The organism is Streptomyces asoensis (assembly GCF_016860545.1).
Lineage (GTDB): Bacteria > Actinomycetota > Actinomycetes > Streptomycetales > Streptomycetaceae > Streptomyces > Streptomyces asoensis.
Genome location: NZ_BNEB01000005.1, coordinates 1 through 21,187, shown reverse-complemented (window position 1 = coordinate 21,187; position 21,187 = coordinate 1). Strand labels below are relative to the sequence as shown.

At 70.7% G+C, this 21,187-nt stretch carries 20 protein-coding genes and 3 pseudogenes; 10 read left to right on the top strand and 13 right to left on the bottom strand.

The window, feature by feature from the left end:
* Window positions 1–3: 3 nt before the first annotated feature.
* A complete protein-coding gene (locus tag Saso_RS23415; protein WP_189922020.1) occupies window positions 4–918 on the bottom strand; it encodes a zinc-binding dehydrogenase in 915 nt (304 codons plus the stop codon).
* Window positions 919–995: 77 nt separating this feature from the next.
* On the opposite strand from Saso_RS23415, the gene Saso_RS23410 reads away from it, so the two are divergent.
* On the top strand, window positions 996–1,394 hold the full coding sequence (locus Saso_RS23410; RefSeq protein WP_189922022.1) for a winged helix-turn-helix transcriptional regulator: 399 nt from the start codon (window positions 996–998) through the stop codon (window positions 1,392–1,394).
* A gap of 165 nt (window positions 1,395–1,559) precedes the next feature.
* Here the strand turns inward: Saso_RS23410 and Saso_RS23405 are convergent, their stop codons facing one another.
* Window positions 1,560–2,009, bottom strand: coding sequence for an SUKH-3 domain-containing protein (locus tag Saso_RS23405; protein WP_189922024.1), 450 nt, complete (start codon window positions 2,007–2,009; stop codon window positions 1,560–1,562).
* A 109-nt stretch (window positions 2,010–2,118) separates the two neighbouring features.
* On the opposite strand from Saso_RS23405, the pseudogene Saso_RS23400 reads away from it, so the two are divergent.
* A pseudogene (locus Saso_RS23400) lies at window positions 2,119–2,247 on the top strand (IS5/IS1182 family transposase); the annotation flags it as partial.
* Here the strand turns inward: Saso_RS23400 and Saso_RS23395 are convergent.
* Window positions 2,242–2,706, bottom strand: coding sequence for an SCO4402 family protein (locus Saso_RS23395; protein ID WP_229901274.1), 465 nt, complete (start codon window positions 2,704–2,706; stop codon window positions 2,242–2,244). The pseudogene Saso_RS23400 and the gene Saso_RS23395 sit on opposite strands and share 6 nt — an antisense overlap.
* 130 nt (window positions 2,707–2,836) lie before the next feature.
* Between Saso_RS23395 and Saso_RS23390 the strand changes: the two genes are divergently transcribed.
* Window positions 2,837–3,376 (top strand): hypothetical protein, encoded by a 540-nt coding sequence (locus Saso_RS23390; RefSeq protein WP_189922026.1) that lies wholly within the window; start codon window positions 2,837–2,839, stop codon window positions 3,374–3,376.
* An 89-nt stretch (window positions 3,377–3,465) separates the two neighbouring features.
* Here Saso_RS23390 and Saso_RS23385 read toward each other — a convergent pair whose 3' ends face one another.
* Window positions 3,466–4,641, bottom strand: coding sequence for a cytochrome P450 family protein (locus tag Saso_RS23385; RefSeq protein WP_189922028.1), 1,176 nt, complete (start codon window positions 4,639–4,641; stop codon window positions 3,466–3,468).
* Window positions 4,642–4,726: 85 nt separating this feature from the next.
* Between Saso_RS23385 and Saso_RS23380 the strand changes: the two genes are divergently transcribed.
* The gene (locus tag Saso_RS23380) at window positions 4,727–5,218 is read left to right on the top strand and encodes a GNAT family N-acetyltransferase (RefSeq protein ID WP_189922030.1); all 492 of its coding nucleotides are present in this window, start codon (window positions 4,727–4,729) and stop codon (window positions 5,216–5,218) included.
* 138 nt (window positions 5,219–5,356) lie between these two features.
* Here the strand turns inward: Saso_RS23380 and Saso_RS23375 are convergent, their stop codons facing one another.
* Both Saso_RS23375 and Saso_RS23370 read right to left on the bottom strand, forming a co-directional pair.
* Window positions 5,357–6,040: an ABC transporter ATP-binding protein gene (locus tag Saso_RS23375; protein ID WP_189922032.1), complete on the bottom strand. Its 684-nt coding sequence runs from the start codon at window positions 6,038–6,040 to the stop codon at window positions 5,357–5,359.
* The gene (locus tag Saso_RS23370) at window positions 6,037–7,125 is read right to left on the bottom strand and encodes an ABC transporter permease (RefSeq protein WP_189922034.1); all 1,089 of its coding nucleotides are present in this window, start codon (window positions 7,123–7,125) and stop codon (window positions 6,037–6,039) included. Before Saso_RS23370 ends, Saso_RS23375 begins: the two co-directional genes overlap by 4 nt.
* Window positions 7,126–7,297: 172 nt before the next feature.
* Here Saso_RS23370 and Saso_RS23365 point away from each other — a divergent pair, with 172 nt between their 5' ends.
* Entirely contained in the window at window positions 7,298–8,518 is a 1,221-nt protein-coding gene (locus Saso_RS23365) for a sensor histidine kinase (RefSeq protein ID WP_189922036.1), read from the top strand.
* Window positions 8,515–9,150 (top strand): response regulator, encoded by a 636-nt coding sequence (locus tag Saso_RS23360; RefSeq protein WP_189922038.1) that lies wholly within the window; start codon window positions 8,515–8,517, stop codon window positions 9,148–9,150. The genes Saso_RS23365 and Saso_RS23360 overlap by 4 nt, the downstream gene beginning before the upstream one ends.
* A 50-nt stretch (window positions 9,151–9,200) precedes the next feature.
* Here the strand turns inward: Saso_RS23360 and Saso_RS23355 are convergent, their stop codons facing one another.
* Both Saso_RS23355 and Saso_RS23350 read right to left on the bottom strand, forming a co-directional pair.
* Window positions 9,201–10,088: an SCO6745 family protein gene (locus tag Saso_RS23355; protein WP_189922039.1), complete on the bottom strand. Its 888-nt coding sequence runs from the start codon at window positions 10,086–10,088 to the stop codon at window positions 9,201–9,203.
* A 152-nt stretch (window positions 10,089–10,240) separates the two neighbouring features.
* Window positions 10,241–11,059, bottom strand: coding sequence for a maleylpyruvate isomerase family mycothiol-dependent enzyme (locus Saso_RS23350; RefSeq protein ID WP_189922041.1), 819 nt, complete (start codon window positions 11,057–11,059; stop codon window positions 10,241–10,243).
* A 323-nt stretch (window positions 11,060–11,382) separates the two neighbouring features.
* Here Saso_RS23350 and Saso_RS23345 point away from each other — a divergent pair, with 323 nt between their 5' ends.
* From Saso_RS23345 to Saso_RS23335, 3 genes are all read left to right on the top strand, one after another.
* Entirely contained in the window at window positions 11,383–11,940 is a 558-nt protein-coding gene (locus tag Saso_RS23345; protein WP_189922043.1) for a PadR family transcriptional regulator, read from the top strand.
* 78 nt (window positions 11,941–12,018) lie between these two features.
* On the top strand, window positions 12,019–13,743 hold the full coding sequence (locus Saso_RS23340; RefSeq protein WP_189922045.1) for an acyl-CoA dehydrogenase family protein: 1,725 nt from the start codon (window positions 12,019–12,021) through the stop codon (window positions 13,741–13,743).
* A gap of 125 nt (window positions 13,744–13,868) precedes the next feature.
* Entirely contained in the window at window positions 13,869–14,609 is a 741-nt protein-coding gene (locus Saso_RS23335; RefSeq protein ID WP_189922047.1) for a vWA domain-containing protein, read from the top strand.
* 35 nt (window positions 14,610–14,644) lie between these two features.
* On the opposite strand, the gene Saso_RS23330 is transcribed toward Saso_RS23335, so the two are convergent.
* Both Saso_RS23330 and uppS read right to left on the bottom strand, forming a co-directional pair.
* Window positions 14,645–16,120 carry an oxygenase MpaB family protein gene (locus Saso_RS23330; protein ID WP_189922049.1) on the bottom strand — a complete coding sequence of 492 codons (1,476 nt, stop codon included), beginning with the start codon at window positions 16,118–16,120 and terminating at the stop codon, window positions 14,645–14,647.
* Window positions 16,117–16,827 (bottom strand): polyprenyl diphosphate synthase, encoded by a 711-nt coding sequence (gene uppS, locus Saso_RS23325; protein ID WP_268253213.1) that lies wholly within the window; start codon window positions 16,825–16,827, stop codon window positions 16,117–16,119. The genes Saso_RS23330 and uppS overlap by 4 nt, the downstream gene beginning before the upstream one ends.
* Before the next feature lie 510 nt (window positions 16,828–17,337).
* Between uppS and Saso_RS23320 the strand changes: the two genes are divergently transcribed.
* The gene (locus Saso_RS23320; RefSeq protein ID WP_307822245.1) at window positions 17,338–19,242 is read left to right on the top strand and encodes a YncE family protein; all 1,905 of its coding nucleotides are present in this window, start codon (window positions 17,338–17,340) and stop codon (window positions 19,240–19,242) included.
* 111 nt (window positions 19,243–19,353) lie between these two features.
* Here Saso_RS23320 and Saso_RS23315 read toward each other — a convergent pair.
* The 3 genes and pseudogenes from Saso_RS23315 to Saso_RS23305 form a co-directional block, all read right to left on the bottom strand.
* Window positions 19,354–20,298 (bottom strand): annotated as a pseudogene (locus tag Saso_RS23315) (serine hydrolase domain-containing protein); the annotation flags it as partial.
* A 40-nt stretch (window positions 20,299–20,338) separates the two neighbouring features.
* Window positions 20,339–20,398: pseudogene (locus Saso_RS39080) on the bottom strand (twin-arginine translocation signal domain-containing protein); the annotation flags it as partial.
* Between the two features lie 38 nt (window positions 20,399–20,436).
* Window positions 20,437–21,187: alpha/beta hydrolase (locus tag Saso_RS23305; protein WP_203833547.1), on the bottom strand; the 751-nt coding region annotated here is incomplete at its 5' end.

Here is a 21,187-nt window from a genome sequence, read left to right as displayed (position 1 = left end):
TAGTCATGCCACGGTCAGGATTGCCTTTCCGGAGACACGGCGTTCACGCAGGGCCCTGGAGGCCTCGTTGAAGCGGTCCCAGGACCCTTGCCAGCCGATCTCGACGGTGAGGGCACCCTCGGCGGCCAGCTCGGTGAGAACCGCCAGGTCCGCGCCGACGTCGCCTTCGATGACGAAGGAGGTCAGCGACTTGGCCGGGCCGACGGTCGCGTACGGCGGAAAGACCGCGGCCTCCCCGGAGGTCCAGCCGACGCTCTGCACGCTGCCTCCGGGGCTGAGCAGGTTCCAAGCCGCGACCAGCTGGGGTCCGCCGACGCTGTCGATCACCACGTCGACCGGTCGTCGCAGGCCCTCCAGTCCGATCAGGACGTCGTCGGCGCCGGCCTCGGCGAGCCCCTTCCCGCGCGCTGCCGAGCCGACGGACGCGATCACGTGGGCACCCGCCCGCGCCGCCAGTTGGACGGCGAACCGGCCGACCCCGCCGGAGGCTCCGGTGACCAACACCGTCTTGTCGGGTCCGAGTCCGGCGGCCCGCAGTGAGCGCAGCGCCGCCACTCCGGCGACCGGCAGGGCCACCGCCCGCGCCAGGTCCAACGCCTTCGGCACCTCGGCGAGCGCACCCACGTCGATCGCCACGCGCTCGGCGAACGCTCCTGAGGTCAGGGCCACCACCCGGGTGCCTACCGCCGGTCCGCTTCCATCGGCTGCGGCCTGGACGACCACTCCGGCGGAGTCCGAACCGAGCACCGCGCCCTCCGGGACCCGCCCTGAACGGGCGTCGTTGAGGTCGCCGTAGTTCAACGAGGCGTGGGAGACGGCCACCAGGACCTGACCCGGACCGGGCGTGGGGTCGCAGACCGCGGCGAGACGGACGGCGGCGGGCGCGGTCGGATCGACGACGAGAGCACGAACGGACATGTGATCCCCCTTGGTTCACGACGTGTGACAGCAGTCATCATCGACAGCCTTGCCGGTCGTCGGAAGGAGGCACTTTCATGTCACGCGGTCACATCCGTGTTACCGAAGCGCTGAGGGACGAGGCCTGCCCGGTCACCGAGGTGCTCGACCGTGTGGCGGGCAAGTGGAGCATCGGGATCCTGATCGCGGCCGCCCACGGCCCGGTCCGCTTCACCGAACTCGAACGCTCCATCAACGGCATCAGCCGGCGGATGCTCACCCTGACCCTGCGCAGGCTGGAGCGGGACGGACTGCTCGTCCGCACCGTGTATCCGACCGTGCCGCCCAAGGTCGAATACACCGTCACGCCCATGGCCCGTGAACTCCACGACTCACTGACCGGACTGGTGGGCTGGGCCGAGCGTCACCGGTCCGCCATCGCGGAGGCTCGCGCCGCCTACGACACCGCGACCGAGCAGCGCCCCGACATCGACTGACTGAACGTCCCCGGGCGAACCCCACTCCTGCGAAATCGCAAGAGCCGACCGGGGGAGCGGGCGATGAGCCCGTCATCAGCAAGGCAATACTCGCGAGATCGACCGGACACGCCGGAGGGTCACCGGTCCTCGGCACTGACCGGGCACGTCAGGATGACCGTGCCGTCACTCGCCCCCGTCGTCGATTCGGCGAGGAGCCACGCCGAGGACCAGGTTCTCCATGGCGTGAGGCATCGGTCCGAAGCCGGCAACCCACGTTTCGACGAGATGGACGACGCCGGCTTCGTCGATGCCCAGGAAGAACCGACCGTGGTCCAGCTCGCCGAGCGGGTAGAGACGGCGCCCGATCGCCTCGCCCCACTGCGCGAATCGGTCCTCCTCACCCCAGGCCAGCTCAGGGTCAAGCTCGAACGGCGTGCGCGCACAGCTGATCCCTGGTCCGCTGACGTTCACCGTCAGACCGCCGAACTCTTGCAGGAAGGCTTGCGCAGCGTCGTGCATGGACAGGCCGACCGATTCGAACAGGGATCGCCAGCGGGACGTGTCCACCCTCCGCCCAGGCGTCCACCCCGAGGCCTTCAGCACCGCCTCGACCCTCGGCGACCAACTACTCATCCGGAACCCGTCCTCCTCGGCTGGGGGGAGCAGCGATCATCCCAGTAGCCGACGCAACAGGGCAGTGAGTGAACGCCTGACGGGGGCGAGCCAGAGCCCGATCTCGACCAACACCGTCGAACGAGCCATCAATCGATTGAAGAACTCCCGGGCCGTGGCAACGCGGTACGACAAGCACGGCTATGTCTTCCTCGAAACGGTCACCGCTGCGGGCCTGGTCATCTGGCTGCGGTCATGATTCGCCGTGCGGGTCATCCGTCTCGGACGCAAGCGACTCGGCGCCGAGCGGCCAGCGGTAGCCGGCGTCATGCAGCTTGCTCAACGCCGAGAGATCATTGGACACCAGCACCTGAGCCAACCGGGCCGCTGCGGCGACGACAGCGGACCAGCCCGGTGAGACCAGACAAGCCTCGTCGCGCGCAGCGGCGCCGACCGACTTCTGCACCGCGCTGTAGGCGGTACCAACCCCTGCCATCAGCTCAACTTCCTCCTCGCTGCGTAGGCACTGCCCCAGCCAGGGCGACGGGTTGTCCGCATCGCAGAAGTCGTCGAAGAGCACATGCACGATGTAGTTGAGGTCCTCGAACTGATCCGGATCGAGCCACACCTCTCGCTGCCATGTCGGGCTGGCCAGGGCCACGACGGCAGGAACAACATGGAGGCGATAGTGGGGCAGAGCAATACCGTGATCAATCACGAGCCAAGAGTAAGCGTCACATGATCGGCCGGAGAGCTCCTAGGCCTATGTGATCTCGTGGTCAGTCGGTAGGCGGCGGAATTGAGGATGGCATCCTCAGAACGTACCTAAACGCGGCCTGTGTTGGGCCGTGGCGCTGGAAGGCAGAAGAACTGTGGCGATCTGTTTCGAGCTGGTAGTGAACTTCGGGGACGACGCCGAGGCGGCACAGGTAGCAGCCCAGGTCGAGACGAAGCAACGTGTGCTTCGCGCGGACGCCCACCGTATTCCTCTCCACCGGCCGCTGATGGCGAAGGTGGGCTCATGCTTCGAGCTGTCGATCCTTCAGGCGGCGGTGAGTTGGCGTAGTGCCTTGGACGGCGGCCTCTCACGGTTGCCGCTCAGCGCAGCGGAGTTGACCGAACTGGGGCATCAACTCTACGACCTGCTTGCGCAGTTGCGCGGATTCGTTGCCGCGAAGGTCGGCTGGGATCCGGAATCCTTCCTTGACCCCGGTGAGCTCAGGCGCGAGTGGTCAGATGAATTGAACGACGGCAGCATCCACGGGCTCGTGCTCTGTGAAGAGCTCTATGCGGAACTTGACCTGAGAGCTGACTACGAGGTGTTCCAGCCCGGCTATCGATGGATGCCGTATCGCGGAGAGGAACCAAGTGGCCTCATCGCCGACTGACGAAGAGGTGGGCGAGGCGTCAAGATGTCGCTGGGCCCGGCGCTCTGCCCGCCGCGCGGGAACGGGCGCCGCGCGCTCTGGCCGGCCGGTCACACCAGGACCGGTAGTGCGGCCGGTCCGCGTAGGAGACGGGTGCGGCGCCACGCCAGTTGGTCCGGGGTCACGGCGAGCCGGATCGTGGGGAACCGGGTGAGGACCGCTCGCAGGGCGATCTCCGTCTCTGCCCTGGCCAGGGGCGCGCCGACACAGCGGTGGATGCCGTGACCGAAGGCGAGATGAGCGGAGGCGTCCCGGTCCAGGTCGAGCCGGTCCGGCTCCGGGAACCGCCTCGGATCGCGATCGGCGGCACCCAGCGCGACCAGCACCGGGACACCGGCCGGGATGTCGATGCCACCGAGACCGAGGGCCTCCGTGGTGAAACGGAACGTGGCGGTGCTGACAGGGGAGTCGAACCGGAGCAGTTCGTCCAGCGCGCCCGGCACCTCGCGCGGATCGCTGCGCAGCCCGTCGAGTTCGGCGGGGTGTCGCAACAGCGCCAGCACGGCGTTCGCGAGGAAGTCGGTGGTGGTCTCGTGTCCCGCGACGAGCAACAGCGCGGCCAGGGAGACCAGTTCGTCCTCGCTCAGCCGATCCTCCGCGTCGCGGGCGCGGATGAGCCGGTCCAGTAGACAGTCACCGGGCTCCCGGCGCTTGGCGGCGATGAGGTCCGTCATGTAGCCGGCTACGGCATGCGAGGCCGCGTCGATGACCTCGGGCTCTCCGGCCGTGAACAACTGCGCGGACCAACGCCGGACGTCGGCCCGGTCCTCCTCCGGTACGCCGAGGAGTTCGCAGATCACGAGGACCGGCAGGGGCGCCGCCAGGCCGTCCACCAGGTCGAAGGGTTCGCCCACGGGCCATCGGTCCAGCAGTTCGTCGGTGACGCGGGCGATGAACGGGCGCAGCCGTGTGACGGCACCCGTCGTGAACGCCTTGGTCACCAGCGCGCGCAGGCGAGTGTGCCGGGGCGGGTCGCTGGCCAGCATGGTGTGCGCCACCGCAGGGTGCAGGCGTCGCCGGGACGTCTTGCCCGCGAAGAACGCGGCCGTGTCCTTCGACAGCCGCGCGTCGCCGAGCGCCTCCCTGGCCTCCGTGTAGCCGGTGACCAGGTAGCCGATGTGTCCGTCCGGCCCGGGCACGGGCTGCACCGGGCAGGTGGAACGTATGGCCGCGTAGGCGGGATAGGGATCCTGGAGGAAGCGGGGATCTTTCATCGGATCGGTCATGCCGTCAGCCTCCGACCGGCCGCGGCCGGACGTCACCTGCGACACGCACGAGGAGCGCTCGTGGACCCCGTGACACCATGCGGGCATGCGATCCGACGTCACGCTGCACCCCCTCGACCGCGCCCGCCTCCAGGATCTGCTGCACGCCGCCGTCGAGGACGCCGATCCGCTCGAGGTGATGCCGCCCGTGCCGGGGCCGGGCGGATGGACGACCGAGCGCCGGTCGGCGTTCGTGCGCTTCCACGAGTCGCGGTCGCTGTCGGCGCATCCGGTGGAGACCACCTTCGTCATCGCCGTGTCCGGGCGCGTCGTGGGAGCGGCACGGCTGTGCCCGGTGGAGGACCGGGACGGGACGGTCGAGGCCGGGGTGTGGATCGGACGGTCCCACCGGGGCACCGGCGTGGGCTCCGCCGTGCTGGAGCTTCTGCTGGACCGGGCCCGCGCGAGCGGGTGCGATGAGGTCTATGTGAGCACGACGCCGCAGAACAGCGCGGTGCGGGCTCTCATGGCCGGCATCGGGACGGAGCTCGTTGCCGACGGCGACGAACTCGTGGGGCGCGTGCGTCTGACGAGCTGACGGCCCGTGGCGCGTACGCGCTCACCTGGGCTGGCGCTCGCATGCTTGCCTCTCGGCTGTGCCGACCGGCGTAAGGCCCCCCCCCGCGAGACGGAGCCCCCGCCCCGCGGCAGTGCGGCCCCATCCGGAGGCGCGGACTCAGCCGCGCTCCGCGCGCAGACGCAGGCGCCCGTCATGGATCTCGGCGACACGGTCGGCGGCGGTGAGGTGGGTGTGGTCGTGGGTGACCACGACGGTCGCGGTGCCGCGCCGCCGGGTGAGCCGGGCGATCAGGTCGATCACACTGCTCCCGCGCTCGTGGTCGAGGGCGCTGGTGGGCTCGTCCACGAGGAGGAGGGTGGGCTCGTTCATCAGGGCGCGGGCGATGTTGACGCGCTGACGCTGGCCGCCGGAGAGCTCGTGGGGCCGCCGGTCGGCCCGGTCCGCGAGGCCGACCGCGTCGAGCAGTTCCCTCGCCCGGTCCCGCGCGGCGCGGGCGCTGCGACCGTCGATCCGGGCCATGACCTGGAGTTGCTCGGCCGCCGTCAGGGACGGCAGCAGGTTGGGCTGCTGGAAGACGATGCCGATCCCGCGGCGGCGCAGAGCGGTCAGTTCGCCGCGGGACAGGCCGGTGACGCGGGCCCCGTCGAGGGTGACGGTCCCGGAGTCCGGACGGATCAGGGTGGCGGCGACGGCCAGCAGGCTGGACTTGCCCGAACCGGACGGTCCGACCACGGCCGTCACGCTGCCCCTGGGCACCTCCAGGCTGACCCCGCTGAGGGCGGTGAGGCGTGAGTCACCGTCGGGGTAGGTGAGGGTGACGTCGGTCAGGATCAAGCTCATCGTGCGCTCCCCAGAGCGGTCAGCGGGTCGACGGAGGTGATGCGGCGGATGGACAGGGCGGCTCCCGACAGACCGAGGACGATCATCACCGCCGCCGGGATCAGGACGGTGGCGGGCGTGAGGAGGAACGGCACGTCCGACCCGGCCACCAGAGCCCCCACGGCGGCGGCGATGCCGGTGCCGAGCAGCGTGCCGCCCGCGAGCAGGACGACCGCCTGGCCCAGTGCGTCCTTGAGGAGAGCCGCGGTGGAGGCGCCCAGGGCCTTGAGGACGGCGACGTCGCCGCCGCGCTGGACGGTCCACACGGTGAAGAAGGCCCCGACGACGAGGGCGGAGATGGCGAAGAGAAGAGCGCGCATCAGTTGCAGGGAGCCGTTCTCGGAGGTGTAGGAACCGATGGCGGACAGCGAGTCGCCGGTGGACACCGTCCTGGTGCCGGTCCGCTCGTCGGTGGTCCGGATGTCGGCGGCCGAGGTGGTGGCCAGGGCGATGACGGTGGCCGTGGGGCCCTTCTCGCCGTCGGAGGGCGGCGCGATCCTCCGCCAGACGTCCAGGTCCGCCCAGACCACGGGGGTGTGGCTGAAGGAGGCGTCGCCCGAGACGGCAGCCACGTGAAGCCGTCGGCCTGCCACCGTGAGGAGATCGCCGACGTGCACGGCGAGGTCGTCGGCGGCCGCGGCGGACAGGACCACCGCACCGCCGCCGATCCGGTCGCCGTCCGGTGCGAGGCGGGAGCCCGGCCGGACGCCGAACACGGACAGAGCGGCGCTCCGCTCCCCGGCGGCGCCCTTGGCCGTGGCGATCCCCAGCGGCTCGGCGCTCTCGACACCCGGCGCCTCGGACCACTGCTCCCACTGCGCCTCGGTGACGGTGGAGTCCGCGTACGACAGGTCCCGGCCGCCGTCGGGAGCCTGGAACGCGATCCTGTCGGCGGGCAGCCCCGTGATCGCCGAGACGTTCTCCCGGCCCAGCCCGGCCGTCAGTCCGGACAGCAGCCCGACCAGCAGGGTGATCAATACGATGACGCTCCCCATCAGGGCGAAACGCCCCTTGGCGAACCTCAGGTCTCTCCACGCGACGAACACGGTCTCGGTACGTCCTCTCCGGCGACGGCAGCGGCAGACCTCCACCCTCGTGCCGGGCCCCGGGGCGGCGCGTCCGGCGCAGGACCGCACTTCAGGGGCCGAAGGACGGCGCCGGGGTTCCATCTTTCGATGGAGGCCGCGAGCCGGCGGGCTCCGTAACCTGGGAGACACTGTGAACACCGTCGCCCCCGCCCCGACCCCGACCACCCGGGCCCTGACCTGGTGCCTGCACCTGCTGGTCATCGGCCTGCTCACCCTGGCCGCCGGCCGGGCCGTGGCCGGCGATCCGCCCCACCCCGGAGGGACCGTCGCCGCCGCAGCGCTGTGCGCTTCGGTGTACGCGACCGGCCCCCTCGTACGACGTCATCGGCGCCCGCGGCGCGCCGCCGCGCTGTGGCTGGCCGCCGTGGGCGTGATGTGGCTGGTGCTGCTCGCCCTGTCGCCCGAGGCGGTGTGGGTGGCCTTCCCGCTGTACTTCCTCCAGCTGCACCTGCTGCCCCGCCGCGCCGCCCTGGTGGCGGTGGGCGCCACGGCGGCAGCGGCCGCCGCGGGCTTCGCCGCCCACCAGGATGCCTTCAGCCCCGCCATGGCCATCGGTCCCGGTCTCGGCGCGGCCGTGGCGATCGCCGTGGTCCTGGGGTACCAGGCCCTGTACCGGGAGAGCGAACAGCGCCGCGCGCTGATCGAGGAGCTCACCGCCACCCGCGCCGACCTGGCCGTCGCCCAGCACACCGCGGGCGTGCTCGCCGAACGCGACCGCCTGGCGCGAGAGATCCACGACACGCTCGCGCAGGGCTTCTCCAGCATCCAACTGCTGCTGAGCGCGGCCGGACGGGCCCTGCCCGGCTCGCCGGACACGGCAGCGCGCCATGTGGAGCAGGCACGGCAGGCCGCCGTCGACAACCTCGCCGAGGCCCGCCGGTTCGTCGCCGCCCTGGTCCCGCCCGGGCTGGACGACGCCACCCTGCCCGACGCCCTGGAACGCCTCTGCGCCACCACCTCGGCCCGGCACCGTCTCACCGCCCGCTTCCGACTCACCGGTGCCCCCGCCCCCCTGCCGGCCGCGCACGAGGTCGCCCTGCTGCGCATCGCGCAGTCCGCCCTCGCCAACACCGTCCGCCATGCCGAGGCGACCACGGCCGACGTCACCCTCGGCTACCACGGTGACCACGTCGCCCTCGGGGTCGCCGACGACGGACGGGGCTTCGACCCCGAAGGCCTTCCGGCCCCCGACCCCACGACCGGCGGGTTCGGGCTGGTCGCGATGCGCGCCCGCGCCCAGGCCGCCGGAGGAACGCTCGCCGTCGACTCCGCGGCGGACCACGGCACCACGCTGACCGCGCGGCTGCCCCTCACCCCGTCGTCCGAGACCCGGCCGGAGGCCCGCCCGTGACCGTCGCTCCCGTCCGCCTGCTCCTGGCGGACGACCACCCTGTCGTACGGGCGGGGCTGCGCGCCGTGCTGGAGACCGAGCCGGGTCTCGTCGTCGCGGCCGAAGCGGCCACCGCCGAGGACGCCGTCGCCCGCGCCGCGGTGGGCGATGTCGACGTGGTGCTCATGGACCTTCAGTTCGGCAAGGGCATGGGCGGCGCCGAAGCCACCGCCCTGATCACGGCAGGACCGGCAGCGCCTCGCGTGCTGATCGTCACCACCTACGACTCCGACGCCGACATCCTGCCCGCCATCGAGGCCGGGGCCACCGGCTACGTCCTCAAGGACGCCCCGCCCGAGGACCTCGCCGCCGCCGTACGCACCGCCGCCGACGGACGCACCACGTTGTCGCCCACGGTCGCCGACCGGCTGATGAACCGGCTGCGCACCCCGGGAACCGCCCTGACCCGGCGCGAGACCGAGGTGCTCGCCCTGGTCGCCGAAGGTCTGTCCAACCAGGCCGTGGGCGACCGGCTGCATCTGACCGAGGGCACCGTGAAGTCCCATCTGGCCCGCGTCTACGCCAAGTTGGACGTCGACTCGCGCACCGCCGCCGTCGCCACCGCCACCGACCTGGGCCTCATCCGTCGCTGACCCGCTCGACACCGCTCAGGCAGGTGGCCGTTCACCAGCGCGGCGGAACCTCAAGCCTTCCCCGCGCTCAGGCGGCCGACCGCCCACGGGAGGAGCTCCTTGGCCACCGCGATGCTGAACGGCCTTACCAGCGAACACAGTTCGGCGCAGCCCGCAGGGCCGAGCGTGAGATAGGGGAGGGCGGCCAGCCGGTCGGTGGTCTCCTCGATCTCCGCTCTGCGCCGGGCACCGTCCTCGGACAGCGCCAGGTCCGGCCCGCCATCGAGCCAGCCACGCTCGCGCAGGCCCTGCACGGCCTCGTCCCACTCCTGGGGCGTCCAGGCCCGGGAGTCGCGCAGCACCCCGGCGTCGACGTCGCCCGCGGCGGCGTGCGTGACGAGTGCCTCGAGCCCGCTCAGCCCGGCCGTCAGCAGTGCCCCCACGTGGCCGTCGCCACGGAACTCCCTCAGCAGGGTCTGCGCGTGCCAGAGCACGAGGTGGGGGGCGCTCGGCCACGGCAGTGCGGCGTGCGCGGCGAAGAGGGGGCGGCCCTGCGGGTGACCCACGGCTGTGTCGGCCAGGGCGCGGGCGAGTTCCGCCGCGCGGGCCATCTGCGGTGAGTCGACCTCCGTGCCGAGGATGCGGCGGAGCGTGGCGTCGATCCCCGTGAGCCGGGCAGCGGTGAACCGCTCCGGGGCGGCGGCCTCCCATGCCGCGGGTATCGCCCGGCGCACGAGTTCGGGATGGAAGTTGTAGAACGTGGCGATCACCAGATCCGCCGTGGCGGCGCCGAGTGCGGCCGAACGGGACGCGAAGTAACCGGTCTTGGCGTCCACGCCCAACTCGGCGTACTGAGCGGCGGCTTCGGGCGAGAAGTAGACGGCCCCGTGGTACGGCTCCAGGGTCCTCCAGGTCTCGCGCGCGAGGGCGAGGCGGTCGCGGTCTGTGTCAAGGGTCATCAGCGGCTCTCCGTCCCGGTGGCGGATGAAGCGACGGTGTTCCTCGTGCACAGGACGGTGTACCGGACGCATCAGCGGTACCGTCCGGTCGGTACGCTACCGGAGAGTCGCTCCGGCGACCACCGCCTTGCCGCCGGCCCTCCGAGCCTGCGTCAGAACGCGGAGTTGGCGAACCAGAGCGCCAGCAGATCCTCGTCCCCGTCGTGGCTGAAGGCCGCCGCATCGAGGCGCAGTCGACCGTAGACGAGCAGCAGCAGATCGGCCGCGCTTGCCTGAACGGTCGCGTCGGCGGTCCCAGCGGTCCGGGTGGCCTCGGCGGCACCGGTGTCCGCGTCCAGCCCGAAGCCGTCGGGGCGCAGCCGGACGAGCCAGGACTCCGCACCGTCGGTCGCGTCGAAGCGGATGGTGCTCCCGGGGCCGCGCAGCTTGACGACATCGGGCGCGAAGGGCGTGGCGAACGGCAGATTGACGAGGAACTCGTCGATCCCGTCGACCGCCAACGGCCGCTCGACAATAGCCCGGCGACCCAGGGCGAGGTCGGCGTCGATCCGATGCACCAGGGTCTCGAAGAGCATCCGGCGTGCCCAGAAACGAGCGTGCTGATCGGCGCCCCACGCCCACATGGGCAGCTCCGGGTCGGTGGCCGCGAAGGCCTGAGCGGCCACGGTCGCACTGTCGGACAGCCAGTCGGGGTAGTCCGCCTGCCGCTCCGGGAGCAGCAGGTCGACGTCCCGCGTGCGCGGCGCCTCCTGGACGCGTGCACGCAGCAGCGCCGAGAACCACCGCTGGACGCTGCCGGTGTGCTTGACCAGGTCGGTCAGTGTCCACCCGGGGCAGCTCGGCACGGCGGTCGTCAGGTCGGCGTCCTCCAGGGCGGCGACGAATCGGGCGGTCTCCGCCGCGACCGCGGCGCGGTGGTCGACCGCGGCGGGTCCATGGACGGGTCGTGCGGTCCGGTCCGACGAGTTCATCGCGGAGCCTTTCTCTGGAGGACGGCTTGAGGGAATTCGGGTGACGGCGGGCCGGGCGCACCAGGCGCTCGACCCTTCGCGCCGATGGCACTCGGCGGCAGGGTGTCCGTCCCGGCCGCCTGGCGACCGCACGCACCTCGGCGACCGAGGGATCATCGAACTTCGGACCAAGAGTAGGCCGCGCAAGCATGCGGAGTTCCGTCGGCCGGTTCCCCGTTCCGGCCCGCGGGCGTCGGCAATGACCTGCGTCACCTGCCCCGGGTGAGCGGCGTCTCATCGTCGTGGCGTTGCTATGCAACGAAGTGCATAGCAGGATCGTACGCATGGCACTCGAGCACGCGATCCTCGTCTCCCTGCTGGAGAAACCGGGGTCGGGGTATGAGCTGGCCCGGCGGTTCGAGCGGTCCATCGGGTACTTCTGGACCGCCACGCACCAGCAGATCTACCGCGTGCTCAAGCGCATGGAGGCCGACGGCTGGGTCGACGTCCGCGACGTCCCGCAGTACGGGCGTCCGGACAAGAAGGAATACTCCGTCACCGCGCCCGGCCGCGGCGCGCTCTCCGCGTGGCTCCACGAACCGACCGAGCCCGAGAGCGTCCGGCACGACCTGGCGGTGAAGATCCGGGGCGCCGCCTTCGACGACCCGGCCGCTCTGATCGGCGAGGTCGAGCGGCACCGGCAGGCCCACACGGACCGCCTCGCCCACTACCTCGCCGGCGAGGTCCGTGACTTCGCCGAGCCCGCTGCCGACGGCCCGCGCGACCTCGAACGCGAACTCCAGCACGTCGTGCTGCGCGGCGGCATCGCCTACGAACGCATGATGCTCGCCTGGCTCGACGACGTCCTCGCCACACTCGCCCGCCTCGACCCCGGTCACTGACCTGTCGAGCGGGCCCGCACCGGGGCCTCGTCCGTGCCCGGACCCACCCTCATCCATTCCAGCCGAAAGGCGGCCATCGTGACCGACGCGCTGCTGTTCAACCCGCGGACCTACGATCCCGCGCACTTCGACCCGGAGACCCGCAGGCTGCTGCGCGCCATCGTCGACTGGTTCGAGGAGCGGGGCAAGCGCCGACTCATCGAGGACTACCGCAGCCGCGCCTGGCTCGGCGACTTCCTGGCCTTCGCCGCGAAGGAGGGCCTCTTCGCGACGTTCCTCACGCCCGCCTCCGCCTCGGCGGACGGCGCGGGCGACAAGCGCTGGGACACCGCCCGCATCGCCGCACTCAATGAGATCCTCGGCTTCTACGGCCTCGACTACTGGTACGCCTGGCAGGTCACCATCCTCGGTCTCGGCCCCGTCTGGCAGAGCGACAACGCCGACGCCCGTGCCCGCGCCGCCGAACTGCTCACTCAGGGCGAGGTGTTCGCCTTCGGCCTGTCCGAGAAGACTCACGGCGCCGACATCTACTCCACCGACATGCTTCTGGAGCCCGACGGCCGGGGCGGCTTCCGGGCCACCGGCTCCAAGTACTACATCGGCAACGGCAACGCCGCAGGTCTCGTCTCCGTCTTCGGCCGTCGCACCGACGTCGAGGGCCCCGACGGCTACGTCTTCTTCGCCGCCGACAGCCGCCACGAGGCGTACCACCTCGTCAAGAACGTCGTCGACTCCTCGAAGTACGTGAGCGAGTTCCGTCTCGAGGACTACCCGGTGGCGCCGCAGGACGTGCTGCACACCGGCCGCGGTGCCTTCGACGCCGCCCTGAACACCGTCAACGTCGGCAAGTTCAACCTGTGCACCGCCTCGATCGGCATCTGCGAGCACGCGATGTACGAGGCCGTCACCCACGCGCAGAACCGCGTGCTCTACGGCCGCCCGGTCACCGCTTTCCCGCACGTGCGCAGGGAGCTGACCGACGCCTACGTACGGCTGGTCGGCATGAAGCTGTTCAGCGACCGCGCCGTCGACTACTTCCGCACCGCGGGCCCCGACGACCGCCGCTACCTCCTCTTCAACCCGATGACGAAGATGAAGGTGACCACCGAGGGCGAGAAGGTCATCGACCTGATGTGGGACGTCATCGCGGCCAAGGGCTTCGAGAAGGACAACTACTTCGCCCAGGCCGCCGTCGAGATCCGCGGCCTGCCGAAGCTGGAGGGCACCGTCCACGTCAACCTGGCGCTGATCCTGAAGTTCATGCGCAACCACCTGCTGGACCCCGTCGCCTACGAGCCCGTCCCGACCCGCCTCGACGCGGCCGACGACACCTTCCTGTTCCGCCAGGGGCCGGCCCGCGGCCTTGGATCGGTGCGCTTCCACGACTGGCGGCCGGCCTTCGACGCGTACGCCCACCTGCCCAACGTCTCCCGGTTCCGTGAACAGGCCGACGCACTGTGCGAGTTCGTACGCACGGCCGCTCCCGACGAGGCGCAGAGCCGGGACCTCGACCTGCTCCTCGCCGTCGGTCAGCTCTTCGCGCTCGTCGTCCACGGACAGCTCGTCCTGGAACAGGCGGCCCTGACCGGCGTCGAGGCGGACGTCCTCGACGAACTGTTCGCCGTCCTCGTACGCGACTTCTCCGCGCACGCCGTCGAGCTGCACGGCAAGGACTCCGCGACCGAGGAGCAGCAGCTCTGGGCACTCGGCGCCGTCCGCCGCCCGGCGGTCGACGGGGCGCGTTCGGAGCGCGTCTGGCAGCGTGTCGAGGCGCTGTCGGGGGCGTACGAGATGATGCCCTGAGACTTCGGTACGACCTGGGACGTCTCCGCGGGGTACGGGCGACCGCCGCCGTACCCCGCGAGGCGTTCGCCGGTGGGCGCGGAGCGGTCGACCGAAGGCCGACGGCAAAGACAGGGGTGGTGACCATGGACACGGTGCAGGGCAAGGCATCCGCGATCGGTCTGTCCAAGGTGCAGGCGAGTGCTCCGGATCTGGTGAGCCTCTACAAGGCGGCCGGGTCCAGCGTGCGCGCGCACGGTCTGGAGGGGGTGCGTGCCGCGGTGTATCTCGTGCTGGACCGCTCGGGTTCGATGCGGCCGTACTACAAGGACGGCACCATGCAGCACTTCGGTGAGCAGGTCCTCTCCCTGTCCGCTCACCTCGACGACGACGGCACGGTGCCGGTGGTGTTCTTCTCCACCGACGTCGACGGATCCACCGACCTCAGGCTCGGCGGCCATCGTGGCCGCATCGACAAGCTGCACGAGAACCTCGGTCACATGGGCCGGACGAACTACCACTGGGCCATGGACGAAGTCATCGACCACTATCTGGTCTCCGGCAGCGACGACCCGGCCCTGGTGATCTTCCAGACCGACGGCGGGCCCACCAGCAGGTTCGCCGCGGAACGGTACCTGTGCAAGGCGGCTCGCCTGCCGCTGTTCTGGCAGTTCGTCGGGTTCGGCGACCCCGACGACAACGAGTTCGCCTTTCTCCGCCGACTCGACGACCTGGCCGCACCCGGACACCGCGTCGTCGACAACGCGGGCTTCTTCCATGCCGGCCGTGATCCACGCGCCGTGAGCGACGATCTGCTCTACGACCGGCTCCTCCAGGAGTTCCCCACCTGGCTTTCGTCGGCTCGCGCCGCGGAGGTGCTGCGGTGAGCGCAGATGGCCTTCCGCGCTCACCGCTGAGTGGGTCAGGCGTCGGCGAGCAGGGGGTCGTACGGGCTGTTCCCGCGGCGACCTGACATGAAGGCGAGGAAGTCACCGACGAAGGCGCTGCGGTCGTAGGTGCCGCCGGTCGTGGCCGTGAGGTCGCGGTGGAAGGCGGTGCGGAAGAGCGCCCGGTGTTCGTCCGCGTCGATGGTCCCGCTGCGATCCTTGTCGGTGGCGTCGAAGAGGACCTCGGCGACGCGGATGAGCGCGGGACCGGCGAGGGAGGGCACGGCGGCGGCGTACTCGTCGGCGCTGACTCGACCGTCGCCGTCCGTGTCGAGGGCGGCCTGGAGCTCGCGCCACCAGGCGGCGAAGGCGTCGTAGAGCCGGGTCTCGTCGGGTTCGTCCAGGTCGAGGCGGGTGGACAGTTCGCGCGCCATGGCGGCGAGGTCGGGCCAGTCGAGGTGGCCGTCACCGGTCTGGTCGAGCACCTGGCGGAAGAACTCCTCCGCCGAGCGCCGACTGGCTCCTGTGGCTCCTGTGGCTGCCGAGGCGGCCGGCTCGGGATTGCTGCCACCGCTCCAGGGTGTCAGGAGGCGGAGCAGGGCCGATGCCCGCTGCATGCCGGCGCGCAGCGCGGTCACGGTCCGGGCGCGGGGGTCGTCGCTGTCGGGTGCGAGGGAGAGGGTCTCGATGATCGCGCCGGGATCGATCCAGCCCTCGGGCAGGAAACGGGTGAGTCCCGCGGAGAGGTAGACGCCCTGCATGAGGGCCGTGGTACCGGGCATCTCGGGCAGCCCGGCCCGGCGCCGGTAGGCCTCGGGGAGCGAGGCGACGGTGATCGAGCCGATGAGCGGGCCGACCACGGCCCGCCCGGCCGCCCACAGGGTCGGCGCGCCGTCGAGCAGCGCCGGGGCGGGCAGGTGGTCGAAGAGCCGGTAGAGGATGACCCGGACTGCTTCGTTGTTCTCCAGTTCGTCCTCGACCACCCGGTCGAAGTAGCGCCAGAAGTCGTTGAGTTCCTCCGGGAGTTCGCCGGCGTCGCCGTCGAGCGCGGCGAGGAAGGCACGGTACTCGGCGTAGAGGCGCTCCATGGTGTCCTGGTCGAGCGGCTGACCGCTCAGCCGGCACATGGTGACGGCGCTCTCGAAGAGGGTGGCGACCACCCAGGCGCGGGTCGCACGGTCCATGGCGTCATAGGCACGGCCGCGGGAGTCGTAGCCGCTCAGTCGGGCGTGCAGCCTGTTGAGCCGGGCGGCCTCCCGCGCGCGGACCGCCGGGTCGGCGTCGAACATGCGGCGCATGCTGAGGAAGGTGTTGCGCAGCCGGCGCCAGGGGTGGGCCACGAAGGTGGAGTTGTCGGCGAGGGCGGCGCCGATCTGCGGGTGGGCGGCCTCCAGCACGGTGGCCCGGATCACGGCCAGTGCCCAGCGTGGATCGTCGAAGAAGGCGCCGAACTGTGATTCCGGGCCGAACAGGGGTGCCTCGTCGGTCGTTCCCGTGGTTCCGGTCGTCATGACGGGTCTCCGTTCGTCTGGGGCGGCACGCCGCCGAAGCGGCGGTCACGGTGCCGGTAGGTGTGCAGGCAGGCGAGGAAGTCGGGGGCCCGGAAGTCCGGCCAGAGCGCCTCGGGGAAGACCCACTCGGCGTAGGCGACCTGCCAGAGCATGAAGTTGGAGATGCGCTGCTCGCCGGAGGTGCGGATGACGAGGTCGACGTCGGGGGTGTCGGGGAAGGGCAGGTGGTCCGCGAAGAGCCGCTCGGTCACGTCGTCGGCGCGCGTCCCGTTGCGGATCAGCGACCGGGCGGCCTCGACGATGTCCCGGCGTCCGCCGTGGTCGAAGGCGACGGTGAGCGTCATGCCCCGGTTGCCGGCGGTCAGCGTCGCCAGATCGGCGAAGTCCTGGGCCAGTTCACGGGGGATGCGGGCGTCCGCGGCCCCGAGGAAGCGGCATCTGATGCCCCGGGCGAGGAGCAGCGGCGCGTGCTTGCGTACGACCCGGCGGACCAGACGCATCAGGTAGTCGACCTCGGTGCCGGGACGGTTCCAGTTCTCGGTGGAGAAGGCGTACAGGCTGAGCCACTCGACTCCGCTCGCGCGGGCTGCCTCGATGATGTCGATGACGGTGGTCTCGGCGGCCTGATGGCCTGCCGTCCGGGGCAGCGAACGGCGTTGCGCCCAGCGGCCGTTGCCATCCATCACGCAGGCGACGTGCCGCGGCACCGCGCGTACCGCACGGGCCGGCCCGTCGCCCCGCCGCTCCTCGTCACCGTCCTGCTGCCCGCCCGTTCGATCTCCTGTCTCCGTGCGTACGCGAGGAACTCCGTGGTCCGTTACGCCCGCCTTGCCGCGCTCGGTCACACCCACCCCGTATCACCCACGACCACGCTCCGACCGGAGCACTCCCTTCCAGGAGTCTGACGGGAGGGAGGGGACCGGGTCGGCCGAACGAGGGGCCGCCACCCTTGGGTCATATGCCCGATTCGCATCGGTGTCCGGAGCCTTCTTGGGCGAGCAAGATCGGCCACCGGGTCGTACCGCTGTGCGGTTTGTCAGAGGCATGACCTAATCTGCACTCAATCGCCACACGTACATCACTGGTCGCATCCATGCGTCCGCGACCGCCGGATGCGGTGGCCCAGACCGATTTTCGTTACCGGGGGGTTCGAAATCACCACGCACAGACGCACTCTCACGGCCGCTACGACGCTGGCGGTCGTCCTGGGGTCAGTGGTGCTCAGCACCACACCGTCCTCGGCCGACACCAGCAGGCCCATCGCCGTCTCGGGCGCGGACGACACCGTCGTCGACGGCCTTCATCAGCAGGTGTACTTCAGCGACCGCGATCAGAGCCGTATCGTCGTCGCCGACTACACGGGCAAGGTCACCGCCACCCTCACGGGTCTGCCGCAGGTCCGGGATCTGGAGCTGAGCCCGGACTCCAAGACGCTGTACGCCGCGGTCCAGGGAGCCGACAAGATCGTCGCCTTCGACACGGCGACCCTTGCGCCGAGCGCCGAGTACCCGACCGGGGACAGGACCATCCCCTCCCGACTCGCCTACGCCGACGGCAAGTTGTGGTTCGGCTACGGCGACCAGTGGGAGTCCGGGCTCGGCGTCGTCGACCTCACGGCCGCCGACCCGACGGTGACGCTGGACCTCGCTGCCGGGCACAACTTCGCCACTCCGCCCGAGCTGTACGCGGACCCCGACAACCCGGGCACCCTGCTGGCCCTCGACTCGGGCATCAGCTCCGGCCCGATCATCGTCTACGACATCTCGACCGGCACCCCGGCCATCCGCGTCTCCGCGAACAAGGGCGGTTTCTACGAAGACGCCGCCCTCACCCCGGACGGTCGGAACGTCGTCGTTGCGGGCCCCGGCAACCGTGCGCTCACCGAGTACCGGCTCTCCGACCTGGAGCAGGTGCGCACCTACCCGGTCGCCTCGGCACCGGCGACGGTCAGCATCGCCGAGGACGGCACGGTCGCGGCCACCGTCCTGGACACCGACAACCTCGGCGACACCTACGTCTTCAGCGACGACCCCACCCGTCCGCCCAGCATCCGCAACCTGTCGTCCAGCTGGATGCCCTGGTTCGGGCACTCGATGAACTGGTCGCACGACGGCAGCAAGCTGTTCGTGCTGACCGACTCCGGCGGCTCCACCCAGTTCCACGTCCTCGATGCGCCCCGCACCTACGTGACGACGCTGACGGTCGACGCCCCCGCCACCGCCACCCGCGCCAAGCCCCTGACCGTGAAAGGCACTCTCTCCGCCGGACTGGCTCTGCCCGCCGGGACCCCGCTGACCGTCACCCGTACCGACGTGGAGTCGCCGCACGGAAAGCCGCTCGGCACCAAGTCCCTCGGAGCGGGTGGCAAGTTCTCCTTCACGGACACCCCTCCGGCCGGCGGTGCCGTGACCTACAGGGTGACCTACGCGGGCGACGCGTCCCACACCGCGGCCGCCGTCTCCGACACCGTGGCCGTCTCGCGTGCCGCGGCGAGTCTGACCCTGAACAACAACGGCAAGCTCTACGCCTACGGGGCCGACGTCGCCTTCACCGCGCGTCTCGGCACCACCTACACGAACCGTTCCGTGGAGATCTGGGCCGACCCGGCCGGCGCCGACAAGCCGAAGAAGCTCGTGAAGACCGGCAAGGTCAACTCCGCGGGCAACCTGTCCGTCACCCTCGACATGAGCCGTGACACCACCCTGAGCGCGGTGTTCAAGGGCGACGCCCGCTACGCGCCCAAGACGGTCACGGCCACGGCCTACGCCAAGGTGAAGGTCGCGACGACGCTCAGCCGGCACTACAAGACCGGCAAGATCGGCAACACGACGTACCAGTACTTCCACAAGAACACCGACGTCGTCTGCACCACGGCGATGAGCTACTACCAGGGCCGCAAGCAGCGCATCCAACTCCAGGTGTACTCGGGCGGCAAGTGGTACGACACCTATGCCGACTACTTCGCCCTCGGCGCCAACGGCAAGTCGGTCGTCAACCTGGGCCATGCCGGCCAGTCCGGCATCCGCGCACGCGTTCGGTCCTCGTACATCGACGGCGGTTCGGGAGACAAAGTCAACTCCACCACTCATGGTGCGTGGAAGTACTTCTACTTCTCCAACTAGGTTCGCCGGAGCCGCTGGAAAAGCTCATGAGCAGCGGGCCGACGCACGATGCGAGCGGCGGCCCGCAGACGGAGGATCCAGGGGCTTTGACGGGCACACCACCCGTGCCCGTCAAGGCGCCTGACGGCGGTACAACCGCCCGTGGTTGCGCCACCGAGCCACCTTCCCGTCGGGCCCGCGAACGAAGTCGGAGCGCGGAACGTCCGGGTGCCGCGCAGCCGCCCGTCGTGCCGGTTCATTTCGACGACGACGTCCTCCATGGCACCGTCGTCCCCGATCCGCTGAGCCAGGTAGCGGCCCTCGTAGGGTGCCAGATCCTGTCCGCTCAGGACCTTGGCCGCGGCCGGCAGGTTGGTGCCCCCCCGCGAATCGTTCGAGCGCCCAGTCATCGGTGAGCAGCTCGTTCCTGAGCTGCGTCCCGCCTTCCGAATTGGTCAGAGGGGTCAGGGCGAAGCCGCGGGCGGGAACCATCAGGAAGCCCGAGATCTGACCCGGCCAGGTCCCGCCGTGCTGGACGACCCGCGGCCCCTGGGCCGTCGGACGCAGCATCCAGGTGACCCCCATGCCGTCGAGTTCCACGACCAGCGTGCCGCCGGGGCCGGGTGTGGAGCGCATCCGTTGCAGCTCGTGTGACGCGGCGACGTCGAAGCCCACGATCTCGTCGCTGGAGAAGCGGCTGTGATCCAGTCCGAGCGGATCGATGATCAGTTTGCGCACGGCCGCCTCACAGGTCGTGCCCGTCACGACCTCGATGAGCCGGCCGGCCACGCACAGCGCCGCGTTGTTGTAGGCGAACACCTTCCCGGGAGCGTTGAGATGCGGAAGACGGCCCATGGACGCCACGAAACGGGCCAGCGCGTCGTCGCCGGGCCCGAAGTCCTGGTAGTCGTCGCCCAGCCACCCGGCACTGTGATCGAGCAACTGCCGCACGGTGACCTGCGCCGCGGCAAACGGGTCGGCCACCGTGAAATCGGGGAGGTAGCGGCGCACCGGCGCGTCCAGCTCCACCTTGCCCTGTTCGACCAGCCGCATCACTGTGGTGCCGGTGAACGTCTTGGTGGTCGAGCCGGGCCTGCGCCGCCGGGGTCTTCAGCGAGAGGGTCGCGCAGCCCGCCGCTGACGCGGCACCAAGAAAGCCGCGCCGGGACCATCGCACGGGGCCGTCGTCGGTGTCACCCGCCCGTGGATACCTGTTCACGAGGCACCGGCTCCCTCACCGGCCGTGATGAACGGCACCGGCTTCACCGAGGTCACGCACCGGGTGTCCGGGCTGTCCGGATCGTCGAAGAAGGAGGTGATCACCTTGGCCCCGCAGGGATGGTCGAACGTTCCATGGGCGACACCGGCCAGGGTCACCACCGTGGAACGGGACAGCGTCCTGGCAACGAAGCGTCCCCACTGAGCCCCGGTCTGCGCGTCGAAACTTCCGGAGATGGCAAGGGTGGGAATGCTGCTCCGGGTGACCGCACGCACGGAGTCGGGTGCCTTCGGGACGCCCCAAGCCTGGCACGCCTGCCGAAGGAACGGCAGCTGGGGAGCCTGGGCGAGGACCGAGCGGGGGAGTTCAGGAAAGGCGCGCTGTCCCTTGGCCAGCTGCTCGGCGGGGGTTTCGAACGGCACCCATTCGCTGCACCAGACGCTCAGTGACAGCCCGTGGGCGAACATTCCCTGCGAGCCGGGAAGCCAAGCGGACGCCCATTGCGCGGCGATGCGCTCGGGGTGGCCGTGGGCCAGTTCGTCCACGGCCAGCGGGAAGTCGGCGGGGGCGTGACTGGCACGCACCGTCCAGTTCAGCAGTGCCCCGCCGTCCAGGACCACCTTCACCCGGCCTGCCTGCGGAACCGTCACGTGGGTGGTGACCGGACGGGCCTCCAGCTCGCGCACCATGCGCAGGAACGTGGCGCCGATGTCCGGGTAGCGCTTCCGGCACGACGGCTGCGCCGCG

Coding starts and splice junctions, on each gene's coding strand:
- Saso_RS23415 (WP_189922020.1), bottom strand. CDS start 918: ATGTCCGTTCGTGCTCTCGTCGTCGATCCGACCGCGCCCGCCGCCGTC.
- Saso_RS23410 (WP_189922022.1), top strand. CDS start 996: ATGTCACGCGGTCACATCCGTGTTACCGAAGCGCTGAGGGACGAGGCC.
- Saso_RS23405 (WP_189922024.1), bottom strand. CDS start 2,009: ATGAGTAGTTGGTCGCCGAGGGTCGAGGCGGTGCTGAAGGCCTCGGGG.
- Saso_RS23385 (WP_189922028.1), bottom strand. CDS start 4,641: ATGACCGATCCGATGAAAGATCCCCGCTTCCTCCAGGATCCCTATCCC.
- Saso_RS23380 (WP_189922030.1), top strand. CDS start 4,727: ATGCGATCCGACGTCACGCTGCACCCCCTCGACCGCGCCCGCCTCCAG.
- Saso_RS23375 (WP_189922032.1), bottom strand. CDS start 6,040: ATGAGCTTGATCCTGACCGACGTCACCCTCACCTACCCCGACGGTGAC.
- Saso_RS23355 (WP_189922039.1), bottom strand. CDS start 10,088: ATGACCCTTGACACAGACCGCGACCGCCTCGCCCTCGCGCGCGAGACC.
- Saso_RS23350 (WP_189922041.1), bottom strand. CDS start 11,059: ATGAACTCGTCGGACCGGACCGCACGACCCGTCCATGGACCCGCCGCG.
- Saso_RS23345 (WP_189922043.1), top strand. CDS start 11,383: ATGGCACTCGAGCACGCGATCCTCGTCTCCCTGCTGGAGAAACCGGGG.
- Saso_RS23335 (WP_189922047.1), top strand. CDS start 13,869: ATGGACACGGTGCAGGGCAAGGCATCCGCGATCGGTCTGTCCAAGGTG.
- Saso_RS23330 (WP_189922049.1), bottom strand. CDS start 16,120: ATGACGACCGGAACCACGGGAACGACCGACGAGGCACCCCTGTTCGGC.